Source organism: Herbaspirillum sp. C7C8, assembly GCF_022627875.1.
Classification (GTDB): Bacteria; Pseudomonadota; Gammaproteobacteria; order Burkholderiales; family Burkholderiaceae_D; genus Herbaspirillum.
In genome coordinates, this window is record NZ_JABXGG010000018.1 from 88,118 (window position 1) to 109,891 (window position 21,774).

Annotated in this window: 22 protein-coding genes; 14 read left to right on the plus strand and 8 right to left on the minus strand. The window is 63.6% G+C overall.

Annotated features, from left to right (window positions below; all coding sequences use genetic code 11):
- Positions 1 to 259 precede the first annotated feature (259 nt).
- Entirely contained in the window at positions 260 to 1,105 is an 846-nt protein-coding gene (locus HWE01_RS19010) for a transporter substrate-binding domain-containing protein (RefSeq protein ID WP_008333817.1), read from the plus strand.
- A gap of 93 nt (positions 1,106 to 1,198) precedes the next feature.
- On the opposite strand, the gene HWE01_RS19015 is transcribed toward HWE01_RS19010, so the two are convergent.
- Positions 1,199 to 1,390 carry a hypothetical protein gene (locus HWE01_RS19015; RefSeq protein ID WP_241822582.1) on the minus strand — a complete coding sequence of 64 codons (192 nt, stop codon included), beginning with the start codon at positions 1,388 to 1,390 and terminating at the stop codon, positions 1,199 to 1,201.
- Positions 1,390 to 1,680 carry a hypothetical protein gene (locus HWE01_RS19020; RefSeq protein ID WP_008333814.1) on the minus strand — a complete coding sequence of 97 codons (291 nt, stop codon included), beginning with the start codon at positions 1,678 to 1,680 and terminating at the stop codon, positions 1,390 to 1,392. Before HWE01_RS19020 ends, HWE01_RS19015 begins: the two co-directional genes overlap by 1 nt.
- Positions 1,681 to 1,884: 204 nt before the next feature.
- Between HWE01_RS19020 and HWE01_RS22895 the strand changes: the two genes are divergently transcribed.
- From HWE01_RS22895 to HWE01_RS19030, 3 genes are all read left to right on the plus strand, one after another.
- Positions 1,885 to 2,016: a hypothetical protein gene (locus HWE01_RS22895; protein WP_008333813.1), complete on the plus strand. Its 132-nt coding sequence runs from the start codon at positions 1,885 to 1,887 to the stop codon at positions 2,014 to 2,016.
- Positions 2,017 to 2,047: 31 nt separating this feature from the next.
- On the plus strand, positions 2,048 to 3,199 hold the full coding sequence (locus HWE01_RS19025; RefSeq protein WP_241822583.1) for a helix-turn-helix domain-containing protein: 1,152 nt from the start codon (positions 2,048 to 2,050) through the stop codon (positions 3,197 to 3,199).
- An 84-nt stretch (positions 3,200 to 3,283) separates the two neighbouring features.
- On the plus strand, positions 3,284 to 5,086 hold the full coding sequence (locus HWE01_RS19030; protein ID WP_008333811.1) for an NAD(P)/FAD-dependent oxidoreductase: 1,803 nt from the start codon (positions 3,284 to 3,286) through the stop codon (positions 5,084 to 5,086).
- Positions 5,087 to 5,174: 88 nt separating this feature from the next.
- Here the strand turns inward: HWE01_RS19030 and HWE01_RS19035 are convergent, their stop codons facing one another.
- Together HWE01_RS19035 and HWE01_RS19040 are read right to left on the minus strand one after the other, a co-directional pair.
- Positions 5,175 to 5,948 (minus strand): amino acid ABC transporter ATP-binding protein, encoded by a 774-nt coding sequence (locus HWE01_RS19035; RefSeq protein WP_088756916.1) that lies wholly within the window; start codon positions 5,946 to 5,948, stop codon positions 5,175 to 5,177.
- Positions 5,949 to 5,958: 10 nt separating this feature from the next.
- Positions 5,959 to 6,624 carry an amino acid ABC transporter permease gene (locus HWE01_RS19040; protein ID WP_008333808.1) on the minus strand — a complete coding sequence of 222 codons (666 nt, stop codon included), beginning with the start codon at positions 6,622 to 6,624 and terminating at the stop codon, positions 5,959 to 5,961.
- 355 nt (positions 6,625 to 6,979) lie between these two features.
- Between HWE01_RS19040 and HWE01_RS19045 the strand changes: the two genes are divergently transcribed.
- On the plus strand, positions 6,980 to 7,777 hold the full coding sequence (locus tag HWE01_RS19045) for an SDR family NAD(P)-dependent oxidoreductase (RefSeq protein ID WP_241822584.1): 798 nt from the start codon (positions 6,980 to 6,982) through the stop codon (positions 7,775 to 7,777).
- A gap of 78 nt (positions 7,778 to 7,855) precedes the next feature.
- Complete coding sequence (locus HWE01_RS19050; RefSeq protein ID WP_241822585.1) at positions 7,856 to 9,121, plus strand: D-amino acid dehydrogenase; 1,266 nt, start codon at positions 7,856 to 7,858, stop codon at positions 9,119 to 9,121.
- A 38-nt stretch (positions 9,122 to 9,159) separates the two neighbouring features.
- Here HWE01_RS19050 and HWE01_RS19055 read toward each other — a convergent pair whose 3' ends face one another.
- Entirely contained in the window at positions 9,160 to 9,603 is a 444-nt protein-coding gene (locus HWE01_RS19055) for a hypothetical protein (protein ID WP_008333794.1), read from the minus strand.
- A gap of 235 nt (positions 9,604 to 9,838) precedes the next feature.
- Between HWE01_RS19055 and HWE01_RS19060 the strand changes: the two genes are divergently transcribed.
- Positions 9,839 to 10,414, plus strand: coding sequence for a hypothetical protein (locus HWE01_RS19060; RefSeq protein ID WP_008333792.1), 576 nt, complete (start codon positions 9,839 to 9,841; stop codon positions 10,412 to 10,414).
- Positions 10,415 to 10,567: 153 nt separating this feature from the next.
- Here the strand turns inward: HWE01_RS19060 and HWE01_RS19065 are convergent, their stop codons facing one another.
- Positions 10,568 to 11,233, minus strand: a complete 666-nt coding sequence (locus HWE01_RS19065) for a flagellar basal body L-ring protein FlgH (protein WP_034351704.1) — start codon at positions 11,231 to 11,233, stop codon at positions 10,568 to 10,570.
- A gap of 449 nt (positions 11,234 to 11,682) precedes the next feature.
- Here HWE01_RS19065 and folE point away from each other — a divergent pair, with 449 nt between their 5' ends.
- Positions 11,683 to 12,426 (plus strand): GTP cyclohydrolase I, encoded by a 744-nt coding sequence (folE, locus tag HWE01_RS19070; protein ID WP_175344417.1) that lies wholly within the window; start codon positions 11,683 to 11,685, stop codon positions 12,424 to 12,426.
- Positions 12,427 to 12,428: 2 nt separating this feature from the next.
- Positions 12,429 to 12,854: a BLUF domain-containing protein gene (locus HWE01_RS19075; RefSeq protein WP_008333777.1), complete on the plus strand. Its 426-nt coding sequence runs from the start codon at positions 12,429 to 12,431 to the stop codon at positions 12,852 to 12,854.
- Positions 12,855 to 12,936: 82 nt separating this feature from the next.
- On the opposite strand, the gene HWE01_RS19080 is transcribed toward HWE01_RS19075, so the two are convergent.
- Positions 12,937 to 14,178 carry an HD-GYP domain-containing protein gene (locus tag HWE01_RS19080; protein WP_241822586.1) on the minus strand — a complete coding sequence of 414 codons (1,242 nt, stop codon included), beginning with the start codon at positions 14,176 to 14,178 and terminating at the stop codon, positions 12,937 to 12,939.
- A gap of 329 nt (positions 14,179 to 14,507) precedes the next feature.
- Positions 14,508 to 15,929 carry an MFS transporter gene (locus HWE01_RS19085; protein WP_008333771.1) on the minus strand — a complete coding sequence of 474 codons (1,422 nt, stop codon included), beginning with the start codon at positions 15,927 to 15,929 and terminating at the stop codon, positions 14,508 to 14,510.
- Positions 15,930 to 16,079: 150 nt separating this feature from the next.
- On the opposite strand from HWE01_RS19085, the gene HWE01_RS19090 reads away from it, so the two are divergent.
- From HWE01_RS19090 to HWE01_RS19110, 5 genes are all read left to right on the plus strand, one after another.
- A complete protein-coding gene (locus tag HWE01_RS19090; RefSeq protein ID WP_241822587.1) occupies positions 16,080 to 17,324 on the plus strand; it encodes a M20/M25/M40 family metallo-hydrolase in 1,245 nt (414 codons plus the stop codon).
- A gap of 179 nt (positions 17,325 to 17,503) precedes the next feature.
- Positions 17,504 to 18,982 carry a HAMP domain-containing sensor histidine kinase gene (locus tag HWE01_RS19095; protein WP_241822588.1) on the plus strand — a complete coding sequence of 493 codons (1,479 nt, stop codon included), beginning with the start codon at positions 17,504 to 17,506 and terminating at the stop codon, positions 18,980 to 18,982.
- Positions 18,972 to 19,472, plus strand: coding sequence for a hypothetical protein (locus HWE01_RS19100; RefSeq protein ID WP_008333760.1), 501 nt, complete (start codon positions 18,972 to 18,974; stop codon positions 19,470 to 19,472). Before HWE01_RS19095 ends, HWE01_RS19100 begins: the two co-directional genes overlap by 11 nt.
- A gap of 70 nt (positions 19,473 to 19,542) precedes the next feature.
- Positions 19,543 to 20,925, plus strand: a complete 1,383-nt coding sequence (locus tag HWE01_RS19105) for a sigma 54-interacting transcriptional regulator (protein WP_175344413.1) — start codon at positions 19,543 to 19,545, stop codon at positions 20,923 to 20,925.
- 233 nt (positions 20,926 to 21,158) lie between these two features.
- Entirely contained in the window at positions 21,159 to 21,503 is a 345-nt protein-coding gene (locus HWE01_RS19110; RefSeq protein ID WP_008333756.1) for a BON domain-containing protein, read from the plus strand.
- Positions 21,504 to 21,774 lie beyond the last annotated feature (271 nt).

A 21,774-nucleotide genomic window follows, 5' to 3' on the forward strand; every position in this document is an offset into this window, starting at 1 on the left:
AGCTCGCACAAGGGAGCGGGCTGTCAATTTTCGTACAGCCATGTCAGGAGCTCGCGCGATCGGTGATGGCGTAAAAAATTTCCTGCCTGCCGGGAGAACGCCGCCTGGTGCGGTCCGTAGCGGGCATTTGCCTGCGCGAGCGGCTTGCGGCTGGGCTAAAATCAACGACGCTGTCTGGCCAAGCCGGACCGCAGACCCGTGCGCCATGTTGCCGACCACAGGGCAGCGGCGCCATCCGCCAAATCAGGGAGAACCGAGAATGACCAACCGTCGCAGTTTCATCACCGGCGTGGCCGGCCTTGCCGCCGCCACCGCCATCCCCAACGTCTTTGCCCAGGCCGCCGCTGCGACCGGCTCGACCGAGCCGACCCTGGCGCGCGTACAGCGCACCAAGACCCTGCGCATCGGCGCCGTGCGCGGTGCCGCGCCGTACTACAACAAGGACCTGGCCAGCGGCGAGTGGGGCGGTTTCATGATCGATTTCGCCAGGAGCTTGGCGGCCAGCCTGAACGTCAAGCTCGACATCACCGAGACCACCTGGGGCAATTCGGTGCTGGATCTGCAGACGCACAAGATCGACCTGTTCTTCGGCATGAACCCGACCCCGGCGCGGCGCGAGGTGATCAATTTTTCCGAGCCGCTGTTCCTGAATGCCTTCACCGTGGTGTCCAAGAAGGACTACAAGACATGGGCAGACCTGAACAAGCCGGAGGTGAAGATCGCCGTCGATATCGGTTCCTCGCACGACCAGATGATCAGCCGGGTCTGCCCGAATGCCACCATCGTGCGCCTGGAAAAGGCCGACGACGCCACCCTGGCGCTGCAGACCGGTCGCGTCGATGCGCAGGTGCTGGTGTGGCTGCTGGCCCTGAACATCCTCAAGAAGAATCCCTCGCTGGGCAAGATGACTGTCCCGCAGCCGCTGGAAGCGACCTCCACCAACATCGGCGTGCCCAAGGAAGAGAGCAAGGCCTGGGTCGAGACCATCAACAAGTGGATCGCCGCCGAACGCGCCGCCGGCAAGATCAAGCCGACCGTGCTGGGCAACCTGGAGAAGCTCTCGGGCGTGAAGCCGGAGGATGTGCCGGCGCAGATTCCGTTGTAATGGCGGGCGGCCTGGCGGGCCGCACAGGGCGCAAAGAAAAACCCGCACGGGTGATGCCGTGCGGGTTTTTTCATGTCAGGACCTAACCCGGATTCATTTGATTCGCTTGAATTCGCTGGCATGGAGCACGACCTCCAGCAGGGTCTCCAGCTTGATCGTGCGCTCGGTGAGGTTTTCGATGCGCATCTGTTGCTGACGTAAGGCTTCGCTCTGGCGACTCACCTTGTCCTCCAGCTTGATGACGGTCGCCAGGGCGCTCCAGATGCGACCGGTGAGGCCGAGCATCAGGCGCTCCCGGCGCGGGTCCGCGCGTCCAGCGCGTCCAGACGCGCATTGCTGGCCTCGACGAAGGCCAGTGACGCCTCCACGCATGCTCCGGCGCGTTCGGCGGCCTCCTGCGCCAGACATGCCAGCGCGTCCAGTTCTTCTTGCATCTGCCCACCTTGGTAGGCTACGGCCCCCAGACACATCAGTTCCGAGATGGGCAGTCCCAGCTTGCGCGCCTTGGCGGCGATGATCTTTTCTTCTTGCGCGGTAGCTTCGACCACGATGGTTGCAACGGCAGTAGCGGGCATGATGAACCTTCAGTCAGGGATAAGGTGAACCGGGAAATTGCCTGATGCCCCGTCCGAAGTCTAGGTGATGACAGCTTTTTGCAGGAGCGTCTCGATTTTTTTGCGGCGCATCTCCCACCGGGTAGTGTCAGGGAGCAAGCCCGTGGGAGACGCATCCCCATTCGGCAAGTCTGCGCCGTGCGTTGGCGTCACAACAGAGAGGTCTTGCCGCTTGAGACAAGCGTCTCACCATCCCCCCATGCTGCGCCGCAGGACAACTCGCCGCGCACGCTGTGCTACAACATCACCCATCGCTTCACCGTCGTCTTCGCCCTGATCCGCATTGATCCGCATTGATTCGCGCAGTCTCGTCCCGCCAGGAGCCGCCATGCCCTACGTTGCGAAAGTCAGCCATCTCGACCGCGTGCGCCGTCTGCTCGATGGCCAGCCCGATCCCGCCGCCAGTCCCTACCTGCAACGGCTGAGCTCGTCCTATCTGCGTTCACTGGACCAGCATCACCTCGACCCTGCCGACATGCGGGGCCCGCGCGTGTTGAGTTCCGGCGAACTGCGCCAGGTGCAGCAGGGCGAGGAGGATTTTCTGCGCGCATCCGGTCAATGCCTGTCGGTGCTGCACCAGACCGTGCGCGAAGCCGATTACTGCGTCATGCTCACCAATGCCGGCGGTACCACCATCGACTATCGCGTGGACCGCGAACGCCGTCAGGATTTCAAGCGCGCCGGCCTTTATCTCGGTTCCTGCTGGTCCGAGAGTGAAGAAGGCACCTGCGGCGTGGCCGCCGTACTGCAGGATGCTCTACCCATCACGGTGCACAAGGGCGATCATTTTCGCGCCGCCTTTACCACCCTGACTTGCAGCGCCGCCCCCATCTTTTCGCCAGCGGGCGAACTGATCGGTGTGCTCGATGCCTCGGCGATCCGCTCACCCGATGCGCGCGACAGCCAGAACCTGGTCAATCGCATCGTCCAGCAAAGCGCCACCCTGATCGAAGATGGCTATTTCCTCAACGCCATGGCCTGCGCCTGGGTACTGCTGGTGCATCGCAGCCGGCACTATGTCGAAGCGCAACCGGAAATCCTCATCGCCTTCGATGCCCTGGGCAACGTCATCGCCGCCAATGGCCGTGCGCGCGAGTGCATCGCCGGCCTGCAACGCTTGCCCTGCCCGTTGGACGAAATCTTCGACCTGCACTTTGAAAGCCTGCTCGACAGTCGCGCCCTGCAAGGCTTGCACCTGCTGCGCCTGCACGGTGGCGCCACGCTCTATGGCCGCGTACGCGCGCCGGTATCGCGCGCGCTGCGCCCGGCCCGCGCGCATGCGCTTGCGACAGCGGCTGCCTCCAGCGACGAGGGCAACGCCATCAAGGCTGATGAACGACAGGAGCGCGACCAGATCGTCGCCGCCCTGACCGAATGCAAATGGCGTGCCCCGCACGCCGCCCAATTGCTGGGCATGTCACGCGCTACGCTGTACCGGCGCATGGCGCGCTACCGCATCCTGCCGCCGCATCGACGTTAGCGCTGCAGGCTTCACCCAGGCGGTCAAAGAACCGCCACCCCCATCCAACCACGAGATCTATTGTCGAGATAGAGGAGACTTGTCATGCCCGAAGAAAACGCCAGCCAGGCCATTGCCCATACGCTGGAAACCCTGCAAGCCGCATTGCGCGAAGGCAATGCCGCCAAGGCCGCCGCCCTGTTCGAGGAGGAGGGCTACTGGCGCGACCTGATCGCCTTCACCTGGAACATCAAGACGCTGGAAGGCCGCGACCAGATCCGCGCCATGCTGCAGGCGCAGGTGCCGCATCTCGGATCGATACAGTTGCGGCTCGATCCCGATGAGACGCCATCGCAAGCCGATGGCGTGACCCAGGGCTGGATCCTGCTGGAGACCGGCATCGCCCGCGGCAAGGGCTACCTGCGACTGCGCGAGGGCAAGATCTGGACCCTCCTGACCACCGCCGCCGAACTGAAGGGCCACGAAGAACCCAAGGGCGTGAACCGTCCGCGCGGTGCGGTCCATGGGGTGCATACCCAGCGTCGCAGCTGGAAGGAAGAGCGCGAAGCCGAGGCGCGCGAACTGGGCTACCAGCAGCAACCGTATTGCCTCATCATCGGCGGCGGCCAGGGCGGCATCGCGCTGGGTGCACGACTGCGCCAGCTGGGCGTACCGACCATCATCATCGAACGCAACGAGCGTGCCGGCGACAGCTGGCGCAAGCGCTACAAGTCGCTGTGCCTGCATGATCCGGTGTGGTACGACCATCTGCCCTATATTCCCTTTCCCGAGAACTGGCCGGTGTTTGCGCCCAAGGACAAGATCGGCGACTGGCTGGAGATGTATGCCAAGGTGATGGAGCTGAACTACTGGGGCAGCACCGTCTGCAAGTCCGCCAGCTTCGACGAGACCACGCAGAAGTGGACTGTCGTGGTCGAGCGCGAAGGCCGGGAAGTGGTGCTGCAGCCGACCCAGCTGGTGCTGGCTACCGGCATGTCGGGCAAGCCCAATGTGCCGCAGTTTCCCGGAGCGGAAAATTTCCAAGGCGATCAGCATCACTCCTCGCGCCATCCCGGCCCCGATCCTTATCGCGGCAAGAAGGTGGTGGTGGTCGGCTCCAACAATTCGGCGCACGACATCTGCGCGGCACTGTGGGAGAACGGCGTGGACGTGACCATGCTGCAACGTTCCTCCACCCATATCGTCAAGTCCGATTCACTGATGGAACTGGCCCTCGGTGATCTTTATTCCGAGCGCGCAGTGGCCAGCGGCCTCACTACCGGCAAGGCCGACCTGCTGTTCGCCTCGATCCCCTACAAGGTCTTGCCGTCCATGCAGAAGCAGGTGTTCGACAAGATCCGCGAACGCGATGCGGACTTCTACCGGCGGCTTGAAGAGGCCGGCTTCCTGCTCGATTTCGGCGACGACGATTCGGGCCTGTTCATGAAATACCTGCGGCGCGGGTCCGGCTACTACATCGACGTCGGTGCTTCCGAGCTGATCGCCGAGGGCAAGATCCGCCTCAAGAGCGGCGTCGACGTCAAGGAGATCCGCGCGCATTCCATCCTGCTCTCCGATGGCAGCGAATTGCCGGCCGACGTGATCGTCTATGCCACCGGATACGGCTCCATGAATGGCTGGGCCGCCGACCTGATCTCGCGCGAGGTGGCCGACAAGGTCGGCAAGTGCTGGGGGCTGGGATCGGCCACCACCAAGGATCCGGGGCCGTGGGAGGGCGAACAGCGCAACATGTGGAAGCCCACGCAGCAAGCCGCGCTGTGGTTCCACGGCGGCAATCTGCACCAGTCGCGTCATTACTCGCTGTATCTGGCGCTGCAGTTGAAGGCGCGCATGGAAGGCATTGCGACGCCGGTGTATGGCTTGCAGGAGGTGCATCACCTGCAGTAAAGCGCTGGCGTAACGCAGGTGAAAAAATGGCGCGCAGATTTCTCTGTGCGCCATTTTTCAGTGGGTTTGCGCCGCGTGACCTGGACGATCAGGCATTGAAGCGGGCCAGGAAAGCCTGCGTCGCGGCCTCCCGCGGATTGTCGATCACCTGCGACGGCGGCCCGGCTTCGACCACCACACCATCGCGCATGAACACCACCTGGTCCGCCACTTCGCGGGCGAAGGCGATTTCGTGCGTGACCAGAATCATGGTCATGCCATCGGCCGCAAGGCCGCGAATCACGTTGAGCACTTCGCCGACCAGCTCCGGGTCCAGCGCCGAGGTGGCTTCATCGAACAGCATCACGTCCGGCTGCATGGCCAGCGCACGGGCGATGGCGATGCGCTGCTTCTGGCCACCGGAGAGCTTCTGCGGATACATGTCGGCACGGTCCGACAGGCCCACCTTCTGCAGCAGCGCCATGGCCTTGGCGCGCGCTTCGGCCTTGGGCGTGCGCAGCACGGTGACCATGCCTTCCATCACGTTTTCCACGGCCGTCATGTGCGGGAACAGGTTGAAGTGCTGGAACACCATGCCGGTGCGCGCCCGGAAGGCGGCCAGCTCGCGGTCCTTGGGCAGGCGCGACTTGCGCCCGCTGAATTCGAAGTGGCGCTCGCCGATGCGCACCGTGCCCAGGTCAGGCACGGTCAGCAGGTTCAGGCAGCGCAGCAGCGTGGACTTGCCCGAGCCCGAGGGACCGATCATGGCCACGACGCTGCCACGGGGCACGGCGATGGAAATGTCCTTGAGCACCACGTGCTCGCCAAAGGCCTTCTTGAGATTGCTGATCTGGATCATCGCGTCCGAGTGTTGGTTGTTCATCGTGATCTCCTCAACCGTGCTGGACCGACAGGCGGTTTTCCAGGCGCTTGGCCCAGATGGTGGCCGGCAGCAGGATCACGAAGTAGATGATGGCCACCAGGGTGTAGATCTCCAGCGGACGATAGGTTTCGTGGGCGATGATCTGGCCCTGGTAGAGCAGGTCAGGCACGGCCAGCACCGACAGCAGCGAGGTGTTCTTCAACTGCATGATGGACTGGTTCACCAGCGGCGGCGTCATGCGCTTGAAGGCCTGCGGCAGGATCACGCGCTTCATCAGCTGGAAACGCGTCATGCCCAGTGCCCAGCCCGCTTCGGACTGGCCCACATCGATGGAGACGATGCCGCCGCGAATGATCTCGGAATAGAACGCACCGCCATACAGCGCCAGCGACAGCATGGCCGCCGTGCCGGCCGACATCTCGATGCCCAGCAGTACCGGCAGTGCATAGTAGAACCACACCAGCTGCACCAGTACCGGCGTGCAGCGGAACACTTCGACGAAGGCGCGCAGCGGGCCGGAGATGAAGGGGTTCGACGACAGCCGGCCCAAGCCCACCACCAGGCCCACCAGGAGGCCCAGCGCAATACAGGCCACGGTGTAGGAGAGGGTATAGACGAAGCCGATTCCGATGATGCTCCTGAATTGCCAGAGCGAGCCGAAGTCCCATTGATACATCTGCGATTTTCCTTGGTTGCCAATTGCATGAGCCCGAAGCGGGCAGGGTGTGCAGCGCATGCACGAACCATGCCCTGTTCATCCGGGACACTTGCGCGCCGGGTGCCGGGAGGAGGGAGGACATGGGAAGAACTGCCCGCGCATGGATTGCAAGCGATTGCAATCGACGCTGCGGCGTGCCGCGAACCCGGCCATTGTAAAGGAGAACGCCTGGAGCACGAACTGAACAAAACGTCTCATCATGCGCCGGGAACCCCCGTAGATGCGGGCTTTGGCTAAAATGACGGGATTGCGCAAGTGAAGCGTTTTGCCAAATTCCCGATCAGCGGGAACGCGCTGTTTCACCTTTTGGATCATGAACCCGTCCCCTTTTCCTTCCCTTCCTGCTGCCACTCCACCCCATTCCGGGCGAGTCATCCTCATCACCGGTGCCGCGCGCGGCATCGGTGCGGCGGTGGCCTTGAGCGTGGCCTCACCCGATGCCGCCCTGGTCCTGCATGCCCGCACCGAGTCGCCGGAGCTGCAGGCGGTGGCGCAGCAATGCCGCGCGCAGGGCGCACAGTGCACGCTGGCGCTGGGCGACCTGGCCGATCCGCACACCGCAGCGCAGTTGCGGGACACGGCGCTCACGCACTACGGCAGGCTCGATGCGCTGGTGGCCAATGCCGGCTTTGCCGATCGCAAGCGCATCGGCGAACTCGATGATGCGGATTGGTCGCGCTCGCTCGATGCGCTCCTGGGTGGCTTCTTCCGCCTGATCACCGCCTGCCGCGCGCCGTTGGAGGCCAGCGGGCAGGGCCGCGTGGTGGCGGTGAGCTCGTTCGTGGCGCATGTGTTCCGCCTGGGCGAATCGGGCTTTCCGGCTTCGGCGGCGGCCAAGGCCGGCATCGAGGCGCTGGTCAGGTCGCTGGCCGTGCAGGTGGCAGCGGCGGGCGTGACGGTCAACGCGGTGGCGCCCGGTTACGTTCAGAAGAGCGACCCGGCCAAGTCGGCCATCGATCCGGCCGCCTGGGAGGCGGCGCTGGCGCGCATCCCCTTGCAGCGCCTGGGACAGCCGCAGGAGATCGCCAACGTGATCGCCTTCCTCCTCAGCCCGGCGGCGTCCTATGTCACCGGCCAGGTGTGGCATGTGGATGGCGGACTGACGCTGTAGCGACAAGAAGATTTAAATTATTTATATTATTTAGTCTATTTATATTCATTGATCATTTCCGGAAGTTGAACTGACACCATGCGCATCATCGTGCTGGGCGCCGGCATCGTCGGCGTCACCACTGCTTATTTCCTCCGCGAGCGCGGCCACGAGGTCGTCGTGGTGGAACGCCGCGCCGAGGTGGCCGCCGAGACCAGCGTCGGCAATGCTGGCCACGTCTGTCCCTCCTACGCCACCCCGTGGGCGGCACCGGGCATGCCGGCCAAGTCGCTGAAGTGGTCGGTGCAGAGCTGGCTGGGCATCGAAGCGGCCTTGCGCTTTACGCCCCGTCTGGATGCGCATCAGTGGAAATGGCTCAAGACTTTTCTGGCGCAATGCACGCCCGAGCGCTATGCCGTCAACAAGGCGCGCATGGGGCGGCTGGCGCGCTACAGCCACAGCCAGTTGAAGCAGATACGCGAGCGTCTGGATATCCGCTACGAGCAGACCAGCGGCGGCAACCTGCAACTGTTCCGCACCCAGGAAGGGCTGGACAATGCCGGGCTGTCGACCAAGGTATTGGCCGAAGCCGGAGTGCCCTTCGAATTGCTGGATGCCGAGGGTTGCGTGGCTTTCGATCCGGGCTTGCATGCGGCCCGACATGAATTGAAGGGCGGGCTGCTCTTGCCGCTCGATGAGACCGGCAATTGCCCGCTGTTTGCGCGCGCCCTGGCAGGATGGCTGCAGGCGCATGGGGTGGAGTTTCACTTGTCCACAGAGGTGCAGGCCATCGAGGTGGCCGGTGCGCAGGTCAGCGGGCTGCGTACCCGCACCGGCACGCTGCGCGCCGATGCCTACGTCGTCGCCTGCGCCAGCGCATCGGTACCGATGTTGAAACCCCTGGGGCTGGATCTGCCGATCTACCCGGTCAAGGGCTATGCCATCACGGTACCGGTGGCCGATCCTGCGAGCGCGCCACGCAGTGGCGTCATGGACGAGTACTACAAGGTCGCCATCACGCGCATGGGGCAGCATATCCGTGCGGCAGGCACGGCCGAGATCGGCAGCTGGGATACGCGCGTCACGCCGCGGGACTGCGCCACTGCCCTGAAGTCGCTGAAGAATCTTTATCCACAGGGGGCCGATCTGGCCAAAGTGGAGTACTGGGCCGGGCTGCGGCCGATGACACCGGATGGCGCACCGCTCATCGGTGCCACCCGCTATGCCAATCTGTGGCTCAACGCCGGGCATGGTTCCAATGGCTGGACCACGGCCTGCGGCTCGTCGGCCATCATCGCCGACAAGATCTCGGGCGTGGCCAGCGCCATCGAGAGTGGCGATCTGGAGCCGCAGCGCGCGTTCTGAACCTGGAACGCATCGCGCAGATTTAATGTGAACAGGCCCTAGTGATCAAACAGCGCATCCACGTTGGCGCCATTGCTGAAGCTGCTCAATGCCCAGCCACCAGGCGTGTGGTAGAAGATGAACATCCACGGGATGGGCTGGCGTTCGGTCTTTTCGATATAGGTGAGCTTCATCAGTGACTGGCCCACTTTCTCGGAGCGGATGAATTCATAGCCGACCGAATTGCCGACCAGCGCCTCGATGGCCGAGCGCGCGCTGCGCGCGTTGGTGCGCGCAGTCTCGAAGGCGCGGATATCCACCAAGGCATAAGGCGAGAGCAGGCCGTAGGCATCATCGGTGCGGCCGGCACCAGCCTGGGCCATGACCTTGTCGGCCAGGGCGCGTACTTCGCTGTCGGACTTGAGGGTATCGGCGCGGGCGGCATGCAGCATGCCAGCCATCGCCAGCGAGGCCAGCAGGGAACGGGCGAGCAGTGAGGGCATGGAAGTCTCCTTGGAAAATCGATACAGGCGCCTATTGTGCCAGCACTGCGCAAGGCCTCGCCATGGTGCGTCCTGGCGTCACGTACGCGGCTGTTAAGCGTGTACAGGGTCAGCGTAAATCAAGGTAAAACGGCCATGTGGCGACAATATGCGCCGCTATGATGGGCAGCCTGTAATCCCTGCCCCTCGCGTCATGCGGGGACCCTGCCAGAGGATTGCGCTCGGGGAGAGCATCATGCGCACCATCATCATTGCCACCTTGCTGGCTTCATCGCTGTCGGGCTGCATCGTCACGTCCGGCAATGCCCTGGTCGATGCCGTGGGACTGGTTGGTTCCACCGCCTCCAGCGTGCGGGCGATGACGCCCAACTCGGTCCAGAATCCCATCGTCTACAGCAAGGACCCGATCCATGAAGTCTGCATCGAGTGGAATGGTTCGGTGGCCCTGAGCGACTTCGTCCCCGGCCTGCAGGGCGAACTGCAAAAGCACGGCGTACAAAGCCGCGTCTACGATGCCGGCACCCAGGCACTGAACTGCCCGGTGACCTTGAGCTATGTGGGTTACGTCAAATGGGATACCAAGGTCTTCACCGATGCCTATACCCCCTATCTTACCTATGCTGCGCTGACCCTGCGTCGCGAGGGACGCGTGCTGGGCACGGCGCAGTACCGGCTGGGCTCCTTCGGTCAGGACAAGTGGGCCAGCGCCGGTGACAAGCTGGCGCCACTGATCGATGCGCTGTTCCCCGGCAATCCGCAGGTGGCGGACAATTCGCCGGACAACATGCGCAGTGCGGCCAACGGATTCTGACGGTATCGCACATGCTTTGCCGCGCTCGACGCGGTGTGCGCGGTGATCGGCGCAATGAAAAACGGCAAGCTGCGCGCTTGCCGTTTTTTCGTTTTGCCGTTTTGCCGTTTTCCGTTTGTCCCTGCCGCATCCTCTGCGGCAGGGACAGCCCGATCACCAGATGGTCAGCAGGCGGCGGAAGAAGTTGCCATCGGTGCTGGCGTCGGCCACCGAGCCGCCGCCGACCTGTTCCAGCCGCGCGTCGGCCACGTTGGCCGAGGCCACGATGCCGCCGCGGATGTCGCGCGTGCGCACTACGCCGGAGAAGCGCAGCGTATTGACGTTGCCATTGACGCCGATGCGCTTTTCACCGGCCACCACCAGGTTGCGGTTGGGCAGGACCTCGACGATGGAGACCATCAGCGTCCCGCTCATGGTGTTGGTATTGCTGCTGTCACCGGATCCCTTGAAGGTATTGCTGCCGCTGGCCGAATAGTTGGCGTCGTAGAGCTGCGTGAACAGGCCGCCCAGCGGTGCACCCGAGCCCGGGCCCTTTTGCGTGAGCGAACTGTCGCGGCTGTTGCTGGTGGCGGCCTTGTTGCTGCTGCTGATGGATTCGGAGATGTCGATCTTGATGATGTCGCCCACGTTGTAGGTGGTCGGCTCCTCGAAGAGCTGGGCGCTGGAAACCCGGAAGATGGCGCCGTTGTTTTCCACGTTGGCCACCTGGTAGGCCGGTCGCACGCTGGTGGGCCCGGTCACCATGGGTGCCGGACTGTTGCAGGCCGATAGCGAGACGGCCAGTGCGCAGGCACCGGCAAGGCGATACTGGAATGTCATGGTGATCCCCCGATGGCGGCCAGGCTGGATGCCCGGCACACGTCGCCGCCTGCTGTTGCCAGATGCAGTAACACGTGCGTGCGGCGCGTGCAGGGATGATGGTGGCTGTGGACGTAAGCAGCGGTTAGGCCGGTGTAAAGTGCGGCAAACAATCATCAATGGTCGTTAAGCCTCAGCGCCGCCGGGGTGTGCCTCAGAGTCCGCTGCACGATTGGCGGCATCATCGGTGGCACCATCGGTGGCATTAAGCCAGGTTTAATGCTTCATCAATCAAGCATTAATGCGACATGAATGGTGCCTGCCCCTTGGACTGCGCGCCACCAGGGCGATGCAGCCGATGTCATGACGCGGACTTGACGCTGGTTTGCCCTCAATGCGTCGACGTTTTTCCGTGCATAATGGCGCCACCCCCAACTCAGCGATCACGTTCGGCGTGCTCGCCCTCCATCATGGCAACAGACAAGAACCAGGCCGCCACCGGCACCGAGACGGCAGCACCCAGCGTGCATGACCAGCTGGTATCGGCCCGCATCCGCCAGCGTATCAAGGCGGCCGGCGTGCGTTTCCACGCCAACGACAATATCGCGGCCTTCATCAGGGAAGGCGAACTGGAGCAATTGCAGGCTGAGGTGCAGTCCAAGCTGGCGGCGGTGCTGGAGAGCCTGGTGATCGATGTCGAAAGCGATCACAACACCCAGGATACTGCCAAGCGCGTGGCCAAGATGTACTTGAACGAAGTCTTCAAGGGCCGTTACCAGGCACCGCCCCCGGTGACCGAGTTTCCCAACATCGAGCGCCTGAACGAGCTGATGATCGTCGGCCCCATCACGGTACGCAGCGCCTGCTCGCACCACCTGTGCCCGATCATGGGCAAGGTATGGGTGGGAGTGATGCCCAATGAACATTCCAACCTCATCGGCCTGTCCAAGTATGCGCGCCTGCTGGAGTGGATCATGAGCCGTCCGCAGATCCAGGAAGAAGCCGTCTCCCAGGCCGCCGACCTGCTCATGCAGAAGTTGCAGCCCGATGGCCTGGCCATCGTCATGGAAGCCGATCACTTCTGCATGCACTGGCGCGGCGTCAAGGATGTGGAGTCGAAGATGATCAACAGCGTCATGCGGGGATCCTTCCTGCGCGACGCCAACCTGCGCCGTGAATTCCTGGCGCTGATTTCCCAACGTCAACGAGGTTAATCATGCTGGTTCGTCTGATCTATGCAAGCCGTGCTCGCCAGACCATCACCCACGAGACCATCGAGGGCATTCTCGCGGCCTCGCGTCAGCGCAATCCGCAGCAGGGCATCACCGGCGTGCTGTGCTACAGCGATACCATTTTCGTGCAGGTGCTTGAAGGCGGGCGTGATCAGGTCAATCGTCTCTATGGCCGGCTGCTGCGTGATGATCGCCACCAGGATGTGATCCTGCTGGCCTATGAATCCATCGATGAACGCCAGTACTCGTCCTGGACCATGGGCAAGATCCGGCTGGACAAGATCAACCGCTCGCTGTTGCTGAAATATTCGGCCACGGGCGAACTCAATCCCTATGACGTCTCCAGCTGTTCGACGGTGGCGTTGTTGAATGAGCTGGCGTCGACGGCGGCGTTCGCGCAGCGCGATTGAGTGCGACTGACTGCGATTGATGCGGAGCAGATGAAAACGGCGCCCAAGGCGCCGTTTTCCATTCTTGCGGCTTCAGTGTCACTCAGTTCAGGTCGATGCTGGGCAGGCTGCGGATGCCCCACTTGGCCGGATCGGCATAGGCCACGATCTTGTCGCCGCCGCGCGCCAGGTCGATGATTTCCGGCTGGAGAGGCATGCGGCTGGTGGTCGAGTAGAACAGTTTGATGCGCGGCGTGAGCAGCTGGTCCGGACGCTGGTCCACCACCACGCCCAGGCGCCCCGATTGCAGGATCACGCAGGAGCCGGTCGGGTAGATGCCGATGGCCTTGACGAAGGCTTCCATCGTGATCGGATCGAAATGCCCGGCGCTGGCAGCCATGTGGCGGATCGAGCGGGCCGGATCCCAGCCGGCCTTGTAGGGACGGTTGGAGGTGATGGCGTCATAGACATCGCATACCGCACCCATCTTGGCCATGATGGAAATGCTGTCGGACTTGAGGTTGAAGGGATAGCCGGTGCCATCGATCTTCTCGTGATGATGCAGCGAGACATCCAGCGCCGCCTCCCCGATCCCCTCGATCTGCTGGAGGATGCCGTGACCCTGCACGGTGTGCGAGCGCACCGAGGCGAATTCCTCTTCGGTCAGCTTGGCCGGTTTGTTGAGGATGTCCAGGGGCACGGCCATCTTGCCCACGTCATGCAGCAGCCCCGCCATGCCGGCCTGCCTGGTCTGTTCCGGGGTCATGCCCAGCTGGTTGGCCAGCGAGATCATCATCGCGCATACCGCCACCGAGTGCATGTAGGTGTAGTCATCGGTGGTCTTCAGACGCGCCAGGCTGATCAGGGCATCGGCATTGCGGGAGACCGACGAGGTGATTTCGGTCACCAGTTCGGCGGCGTCCTTGACGTCCACCGTCCTGCCCATGCGCGCTTCGGAAAACATGTGGAGCACGGTGGACTTGGAGGAAGAGATGATGCGGGCCGCGCGTTCGCGTTCCACCGCCGTCTCGGTGCGCGTGGCCGGCCGGCGCACGGCCACGGTGGCGCTGGCGCCCTGATGGGCGATGACGATCTCGGCCGACGGTTGGGGCTGGTCGTCGTCGGCGGCGGCCTGATCGTCGTGATCATGTTCGGGCGCGATGTCACGGCCCTTGGCGGTATCGATGGTGACTTCGTCGACCGGGCAGTCGCGCAGCGTCTGCAGGTCTTCCAGCGTATCGATCTTGAAGGATTTGCGCCAGAAAGGGTGATTGATCCATCCGCCGGGGATGGAGTGGACATACATGCCCAGGCGCAATTGTTCTATGGCGATGGATTTCAACATATCGAATTCAGGTCTTGGCCTGCTGCTGGTTACCGTGCTGAACGCGGTTCGATTTCCCTGATGAAATGGACGCCTGTTCTTCTGTGGCTGGCTTCATGGTGACAGTCGGTAATGATGGATGAGCTGTCGGGTTTATCGTAACAGAATGGCTTTGGCTTTAGGCTGTTCGGTCGCTGCCTGGCGAGGAAATTTAGCGGGGATCTTGTGTAAAGTTTATGCGGGGAAAATGTTTAGAATGGAGATGTCACAAAAACTGACGAAACCCCACAAAAGACAGCCACCGCGCGAGAATCCGGGCGGTGGTGGCGATGGGCAATACTGAGAAAAACTTATTTTTTCAGCGGAGCAGCGTAAGGGTTGCTGGTGAGCAAACGCAGGAAGCTGGCGATGCAGGCCACCCCGGCAAAGGCGGCACCGAAACCGAGGGCCAGGCGCGAGCCCTGGGTTTCCGACAGGTTGAAACACAGCGCTACCAGCGCCGCGCCCACGCTCTGGCCCAGCAGGCGCGCCGTGGCCACGATGCCGGAGGCACCGCCGCTGCGATGGGGCGGGGCGCTGGTCATGAGCGCCTTGAGATTGGGCGACTGGAAGAACCCGAATCCCATGCCGCAGAGCAGCATGCGCCAGCTGATCTCCCAGACGCTGGGCGCCGCCGGCATGAAGGTCATCGTCAGCAGTCCAGCGCACAGGAGCGCCAGGCCGACGCCGCCCAGGATGCCGACCGGATAGCGGTCCGACAGGCGTCCTGCAATCGGCGCCATGATGGCCACGGCTACCGGCCAGGGTGTCATCAGCAGGCCGATCTCGACCTGGCTGCGGCCCAGGTCATGGTGGAAGAAGAAGGGCAGCGAGACGAAGGCCAGGCCCTGCGCCGCAAAGGAGCATACGGCGGTAATGGCCGAAAGCGTGAACATGGGATGACGGAACAGGTCCACCGGCAGCATCGGCGCCGGATGCGACAGTTCGCGTCGCAGCAGGAACAGTCCGCAGAGGATGGCAGCAGCCAGCTCCAGCCCCACCACGCTGGCCTGGGCCCGATGCGCACCCTCGCCGATGGCCAGGATCAGCAGGCCGAAGGCGGCTGCGTTGAGCACGGCGCTGCGCAGGTCGAAGGCGTGCGAGGACAGCGCGGTATGCGGCAACGAGGGCAGTGCCAGGATCACGGCCGCTACGCCCAGCGGTACGTTGACCGCAAACAGCCATGGCCAGGGGGCGATGGCGAGGATGCCGGAGGCCACCGAGGGACCGACCGTGAAGGCGATGGCCACGATGAGGGTATTGAGTCCCACGCCGCGCCCCAGCGAGCGGGTGGGATAGATGAAGCGGATCAGCGCGGTATTGACGCTCATGATGCCGGCCCCGCCCAGTCCCTGCAGGAAGCGCGCCATCACCAGCGTGGGCAGTGACCAGGCCACGGCGCACAGCAGCGAAGCGGCCGTGAAGAGCACCAGTCCCCAGACATAGATGCGGCGATAGCCGATGATCTCTCCCAGCGCCGCCAGCGGCAGCAGGGCCACCATCATCGCCAGTTGATAGGCGGTGACGATCCAGACCGAGGCCGCCGGTGTGGTGTTGAGGTCCATCGCCATGGCGGGCAGGGCGGTGTTGGCGATGGCGGTATCGAGTGTGGCCAGGCCCACCGCGATGCCCAGCGCCAGGATGGCGCGGCCGCGCTGCTCGGGAGGCAAGCCCTCGCCGGCGATGACGATGTGAGGAGCAGGAGCGCCGGAGGCGGAGGGTTGTGAGGGCATGGGTTCGTTGGGTTCTGGCGTTGAGACAGGGCGGTCAATGATAGCGGGGAACGTGGGAGTACGCAGGAGGCGGCCACGCGCCGGGCGGCTGCGCTATGATGGCGGTTTGCGCCGGCGTGGCTGGCGGTTTTTGATCACGGAGTGGCAAGCATGTCCAAACAGCAGTTGTCGGAGCGCCTGTGCGCATGGATCGATCAGCATTTCGAGGAAGAAGTCGGCGTACTCCAGCAACTCATCCGCATTCCCACGGACACGCCACCCGGCAACAATGCTCCCCACGCCGATGCGGTGGCCGCGTTGGTCCAGACCTGGGGCTGGCAGGCCGAGAAGCATGCGGTGCCGGCCGAGCAGGTGCGTGACTACGGCATGCAGAGCATCACCAACCTGATCGTGCGCCGTCCCTATGGCGACGGTGGTCCGACCCTGGCCTTGAATGCCCACGGCGACGTGGTGCCGCCGGGCGAAGGCTGGACCCGCGATCCCTATGGCGGCGAGGTGGCCGATGGCCGCATCTATGGCCGTGCCGCGGCCGTCTCCAAGAGCGACTTCGCCAGCTACCTCTTCGCCACCCGCGCGCTGGAGTCGCTGGGTGCTGCACTGCGCGGCGCGGTCGAGCTGCACTTCACCTATGACGAGGAATTCGGCGGCGTGCTCGGCCCGGGCTGGCTGCTGGAACAGCAGCTGACCCGTCCGGATTACGTGCTGGCGGCCGGCTTCAGCTACAACGTGGTGACCGCGCACAATGCCTGCCTGCAGTTCGAGGTGACCGTGCATGGTCGGGCCACCCACGGCTCCATGCCCGAGACCGGCCATGATGCCCTGCAGGCGGCCAACGCCATTCTCAATGCCATCTACGGTGCACTGCCGGGCTTGAAGGAGATCCGCTCGTCCATCCCCGGCATCAGCCATCCGACCATGATCGTCGGTCGCATCGATGGCGGCACCAATACCAACGTGGTGCCGGGCAAGGTGGTGCTGAAGATGGACCGCCGCATGATTCCCGAGGAAGACCCGGCACAGGTCGAAGCCGGTGTGCGCAAGCTGATCGACGATGCAGTGGCGGGCCTGCCGGGCATTCGCGTGGAGATTCGCCGCCTGCTGCTGGCGCGTGCATTGCGTCCGCTGCCCGGTCACGAGAAGCTGGTGGAGAGCCTGCTGCGCAATGCCGAGCAGGTCATGGGCGAGACGCTCACCACCAATGGTTCGGCGCTCTACACCGATGCCCGCCTGTATGGCGAAGCCGGCATTCCGGTGGTGCTGTTCGGTGCCGGGCCGCGTACGCTCATGGAATCCAACGCCAAGCAGGCCGACGAGAACCTGACTCTGGAAGACCTCAGGAAGGCCACCAAGGTGGTGGCACTGATGCTGCTGGATTTCCTCGGCCCGCAGAACTGACACCGGTACCGGGCCCGGAGATTGCCATCAGGAAATGCCGCCGCATCGCAGGCGGGCCGACAAATGATTACAATGTGTGCCCGCAACAGCGTGGCCGACATTGCCCGTCGGCATGTTCCGGGCCGGAGGGCTGAGCCCCCGGATAACCAGGCAAGTCTTGTGGGACCGAGATCAATCGCATGTTCAACGCCATCGAGCACACTCATTCGCCCCAGTCGCCAGCCGACCGCAAGCCCGGCTACCTGGGACTGTCGTTCCGGCAGTTGCTGCTGGCGGCCTTCCTGCTGATCGCCGCGCTGCTCAGCGGCGCCTCCATCCACGCCCTCTTCACGCTGGACCGCATGTCGGCCAACAGCCGCGAGACCGCGCGCCAGGCCGTGCAGCTGACCGAATCGGCGCAACGCCTGGCCGAGCGGACCGTGGCCATGGAGCGCAGCGCGCGCCAGTATCTGGTGCTGGATGACCCCGCCTTCCGTGACCGCTTCAACGAGGCGCGCGAGCAGGCGCGGCAGGCGCTGGGGGAATTGTCGGATTCGCTGCCGATGGCGCCGCGCGAGCTGTTCAGCCAGTGGGGGCTGTCCGTGGACGAGGCCGCCGGCGTGCTGGAGGCCGATTCGCGCAAGGACAAGGAGGAGCAGGCCAAGCTGTTCCAGGACTTTGCCCGCCTGCCTGCGCTCAATGAACGCATCGCGCTGGAGAGCCGGCGCGAGGTGGATCGCCGCAACAATGCGCTGTCGGCCGCGCTGGAACAGCAACGTCAGCTGCTCACCATTCAGGTGGTGGGGGCCATCGTGCTGGCCGTCCTGCTGGCCTTCTGCTTCGGATTGTGGCTCTCGCGGCCGATGGCGCGGCTGGAGCAGGCCATCGGACGCCTGGGCGACAATCGCTTCGACCAGCCCATCGACGTGCGCGGCCCCGCTGACATTCGTCGCCTGGGCCAGCAACTGGACTGGTTGCGCCAGCGCCTGGCCGACCTGGAGGCCGAGAAATCGCGCTTCCTGCGGCACGTCTCCCATGAGCTGAAGACGCCGCTGGCCGCCCTCTGCGAAGGTGCGGCTCTGCTCGACGATGGCGTGGCCGGACAGCTCACCGACAACCAGCGCGAGATCGCCCGCATCCTGCGCCAGAATACCCAGTCGCTGCAGACCCAGATCGAGGACCTGCTGCGCTATAACGAAGTTTCCTTCGATGCCCAGCGCATCCATCCGGTACCGGTGGACCTGCGCGCGCTGTTACACAAGGTGATCGATGACCAGCGGCTGCAATGGCTGGCGCGCCAGCTGAAGGTGGAAATCGAGGGGGCCGCCCGCACCGTGGTGGTCGATCCCGAGAAGATGGCCATCGTACTGGCCAACCTGCTCTCCAATGCCGTGCGCTTCAGCCCGCAGGGCGGTTTCATCCGTTTCCTGCTGACCGAGCTGCCGGGCATGGTGCGGGTGGAATGCCTGGACCAGGGGCCCGGTGTGGCACCCACCGATGCGGCGCGCATCTTCGAACCGTTCTACCAGGGTCTGCACCAGCCCACCGGTGCCCGTCGCGGCAATGGCATCGGTCTGTCCGTGGTGCGCGAGTACGTGCAGGCGCATAGTGGCAAGGTGTATCTGGTCCCGCGCGAGGGTGGGGCCCATTTCCGAATCGAGTTGCCTGATGAAAAATAAAATCCTGATCCTGGCCTGCTCCGTCCTGCTGGCTGCATGTGCGGGGCAGCAGTTGGCCCCGACTTCCACCGTGCAAATGATTCATTCCAGCAGCAACATCGACGAGCTGCTGGCCTACAACGCCCAGCTGCGCAAGATGACACCGGCTGAACTGGCGCGTGAGTTGCAGCGCCTCAACACCTATCCGGCCGGCCCGGCGACCAACGTGCGCCGCGCCATGGCGCTGTCGCTGACCCGCGATGCCATCGATCTGGCCAAGGCCGAAGCGCAGCTATGGAACGTCATGGCCGATCGCAGCGTCGAAGCGGAGAAGCTCAAGCCTTTGGTGCAGTTGCTGGTTGGTCATTATTCCGACCTGCGCCGCGTGGCCGACGTTGCCGAGAAGTCTTCGGTACAACTGAAGGAAGCGCAGCGCAAGGTCGATCAGCTCAACGACAAGCTGGAAGCGCTCAAGAACATCGAACGGACCCTGCCGGCTGGCGGCAAGTGACCTGAGTCCCTGAGGACCGGGACGGCGCCATCCCGTCGGGGCCGTTCCCTTTACTGGAACTGGAGTCCCGATGGGAAAGACTGCCCCCCTGATGCTGGTCGACGATGATCCCGACCTGCTGCGCCTGTTGACGCTGCGCCTGAACGCCAGCGGCTACCGTATCCTGGCCGTGGAAAGCGCCGAGGCCGCCCTGGCCCAGCTGGCCATTGCGCTGCCGGCGCTGGTAGTCACCGATGTGCGGCTGCCCGGCATGGATGGACTGGCCCTGTTTGCCGAGATCCGCAGCCGGTATCCCGCCTTGCCGGTGATCCTGCTGACTGCGCATGGGACCATCCCCGATGCCGTCGAGGCCACGACCAAGGGCGCGTTCGCCTATCTCACCAAGCCCTTTGACGGTCATGTCCTGCTGGACAAGGTGGCGCAGGCCCTGAGCCTGTCCGCCCCGGCCCAAGACGCACCGGACGAAGTCTGGCGCGCCGATATCATCAGCCGCAGCCAGCGCATCGACGAGTTGCTGGCCGAGGCGCGGCTGGTGGCGGCCTCTGATGCCAGCATCCTCATTCGAGGTGATAGCGGGACGGGCAAGGAATTGCTGGCCCGCGCCATCCATCGCGCCAGTCCGCGCGCTGACAAACCGTTCATCGCCGTCAATTGCGGGGCCATTCCGGAACAGTTGCTGGAGTCCGAGTTGTTCGGCCACGTGAAGGGCGCATTTACGGGGGCTGTGGAGCATCGTGAAGGTTTGTTCCAGGCCGCTGATGGCGGCACCCTGTTTCTCGACGAAATCGGCGATATGCCACTGGCCCTTCAGGTCAAGCTGTTGCGGGTACTGCAGGAAAAGACCGTACGGCAGGTCGGCGCCAACGAGGCCACCGCAGTGGATGTGCGGGTGATCTCGGCGACGCACCGCGATCTGGATCTGGCCATGAACCAGAGGCAGTTCCGCGCCGATCTGTACTACCGGCTCAATGTGGTCACCCTCAGCCTGCCGCCGCTGGAGGAGCGACGCGAGGATATCCCCTTGCTGGCCAATCATTTCCTCAAGACCATCGCTGCCCGGTACCCCAAGCGGCTGACCGGTTTTGCGCCGGACGCGCTGGAGGTGCTGAGTCTGGCGCATTGGCCGGGCAATGTGCGCCAGCTCTACAACGTGGTCGAGCAGGTTTGTGCGCTGTCGACTGCAGCGCTGATTCCGGCTTCTCTGGTGCAGCGGGCCTTGCGGGTGCCGACCCTGGATCTGTTGCGCTATGCCGAGGCCAAGCAGAAGTTCGAGCGCGATTATCTGGTGCGATTACTGAAGTTGACTGATGGCAACGTCTCGGATGCGGCCCGGCTGGCTGATCGCAACCGCACCGAGTTCTACCGCCTGCTGCAGAAGAACGGATTGGATCCGCGCCGCTTCAGGGGCGGCGAAGAGCCGGTCGCGCTGGAGCGACAGGATGGAGTCGTTTGAAATCAAGGACTTGCGCGCGGCCGCGCCGCCTGGTGTCGCGGCAGGCCGACGAAAAACGCGGGTTTGTCTGCTCATCAGTAGCGGGGCGGGCCGGAGTCGCTACGATAAGTCACTGATTTCATTGGCAAAATGAAGACTTGGCATGGCCCTTGCGAAGTGGCCAGTCAGAGTTGCCTATATAGATGAAGTAAAAGGCAATGCCGCGATTACCTCAGTTCAACAAGGAGAACGCCATGAACACATCCTCACTTGCAGCACGATTGCTGGCCGCCACCCTCACCATGGCCGCTGTTGCGCCCGCAGTCCAGGCAGCCGATTCCGGTAGCGCCCATGCACCTTCCGCCCAGAAAGCCGGTGCTTATATAGATGACTCCGTCATCACCGCAAAGGTGAAGGCGGCGCTGGTTGAGGACAAGCAGATCTCTTCCATGAAGATCAAGGTCATCACCAAGGAGGGCGTGGTCACCCTGAAGGGATCGGTCCCCAGCGCCGAACTGGGGCAGCATGCCTTGCAGTTGGTCGCCGGGATCGATGGCGTAAGGGACGTCAAGAGCGAATTGACGGTGAAGGCGGGATGACAGAGCCTGTAAGTACGCAAGAAAATTCACTAACCATTTGAATCATTTTGGTCGGTAAAAAGGGCCGCCCGTCAGGGCGGCCCTTTTTTCTGAATGATTTCGCATTTCTTCATATCGGCTGGAAACCGGCGCCGGTAAAGGGCCTTGAGCGAATCTTGAAAGCGCGTGGAGCGCTCTTGCTAAATTATTTTCGCTTATTTTTCAAAAAGTGCTTGCGTGGTGTGGAGGGCATTGCTATAGTTCGCCCCCTGCTGACGCGACACACGAAGCG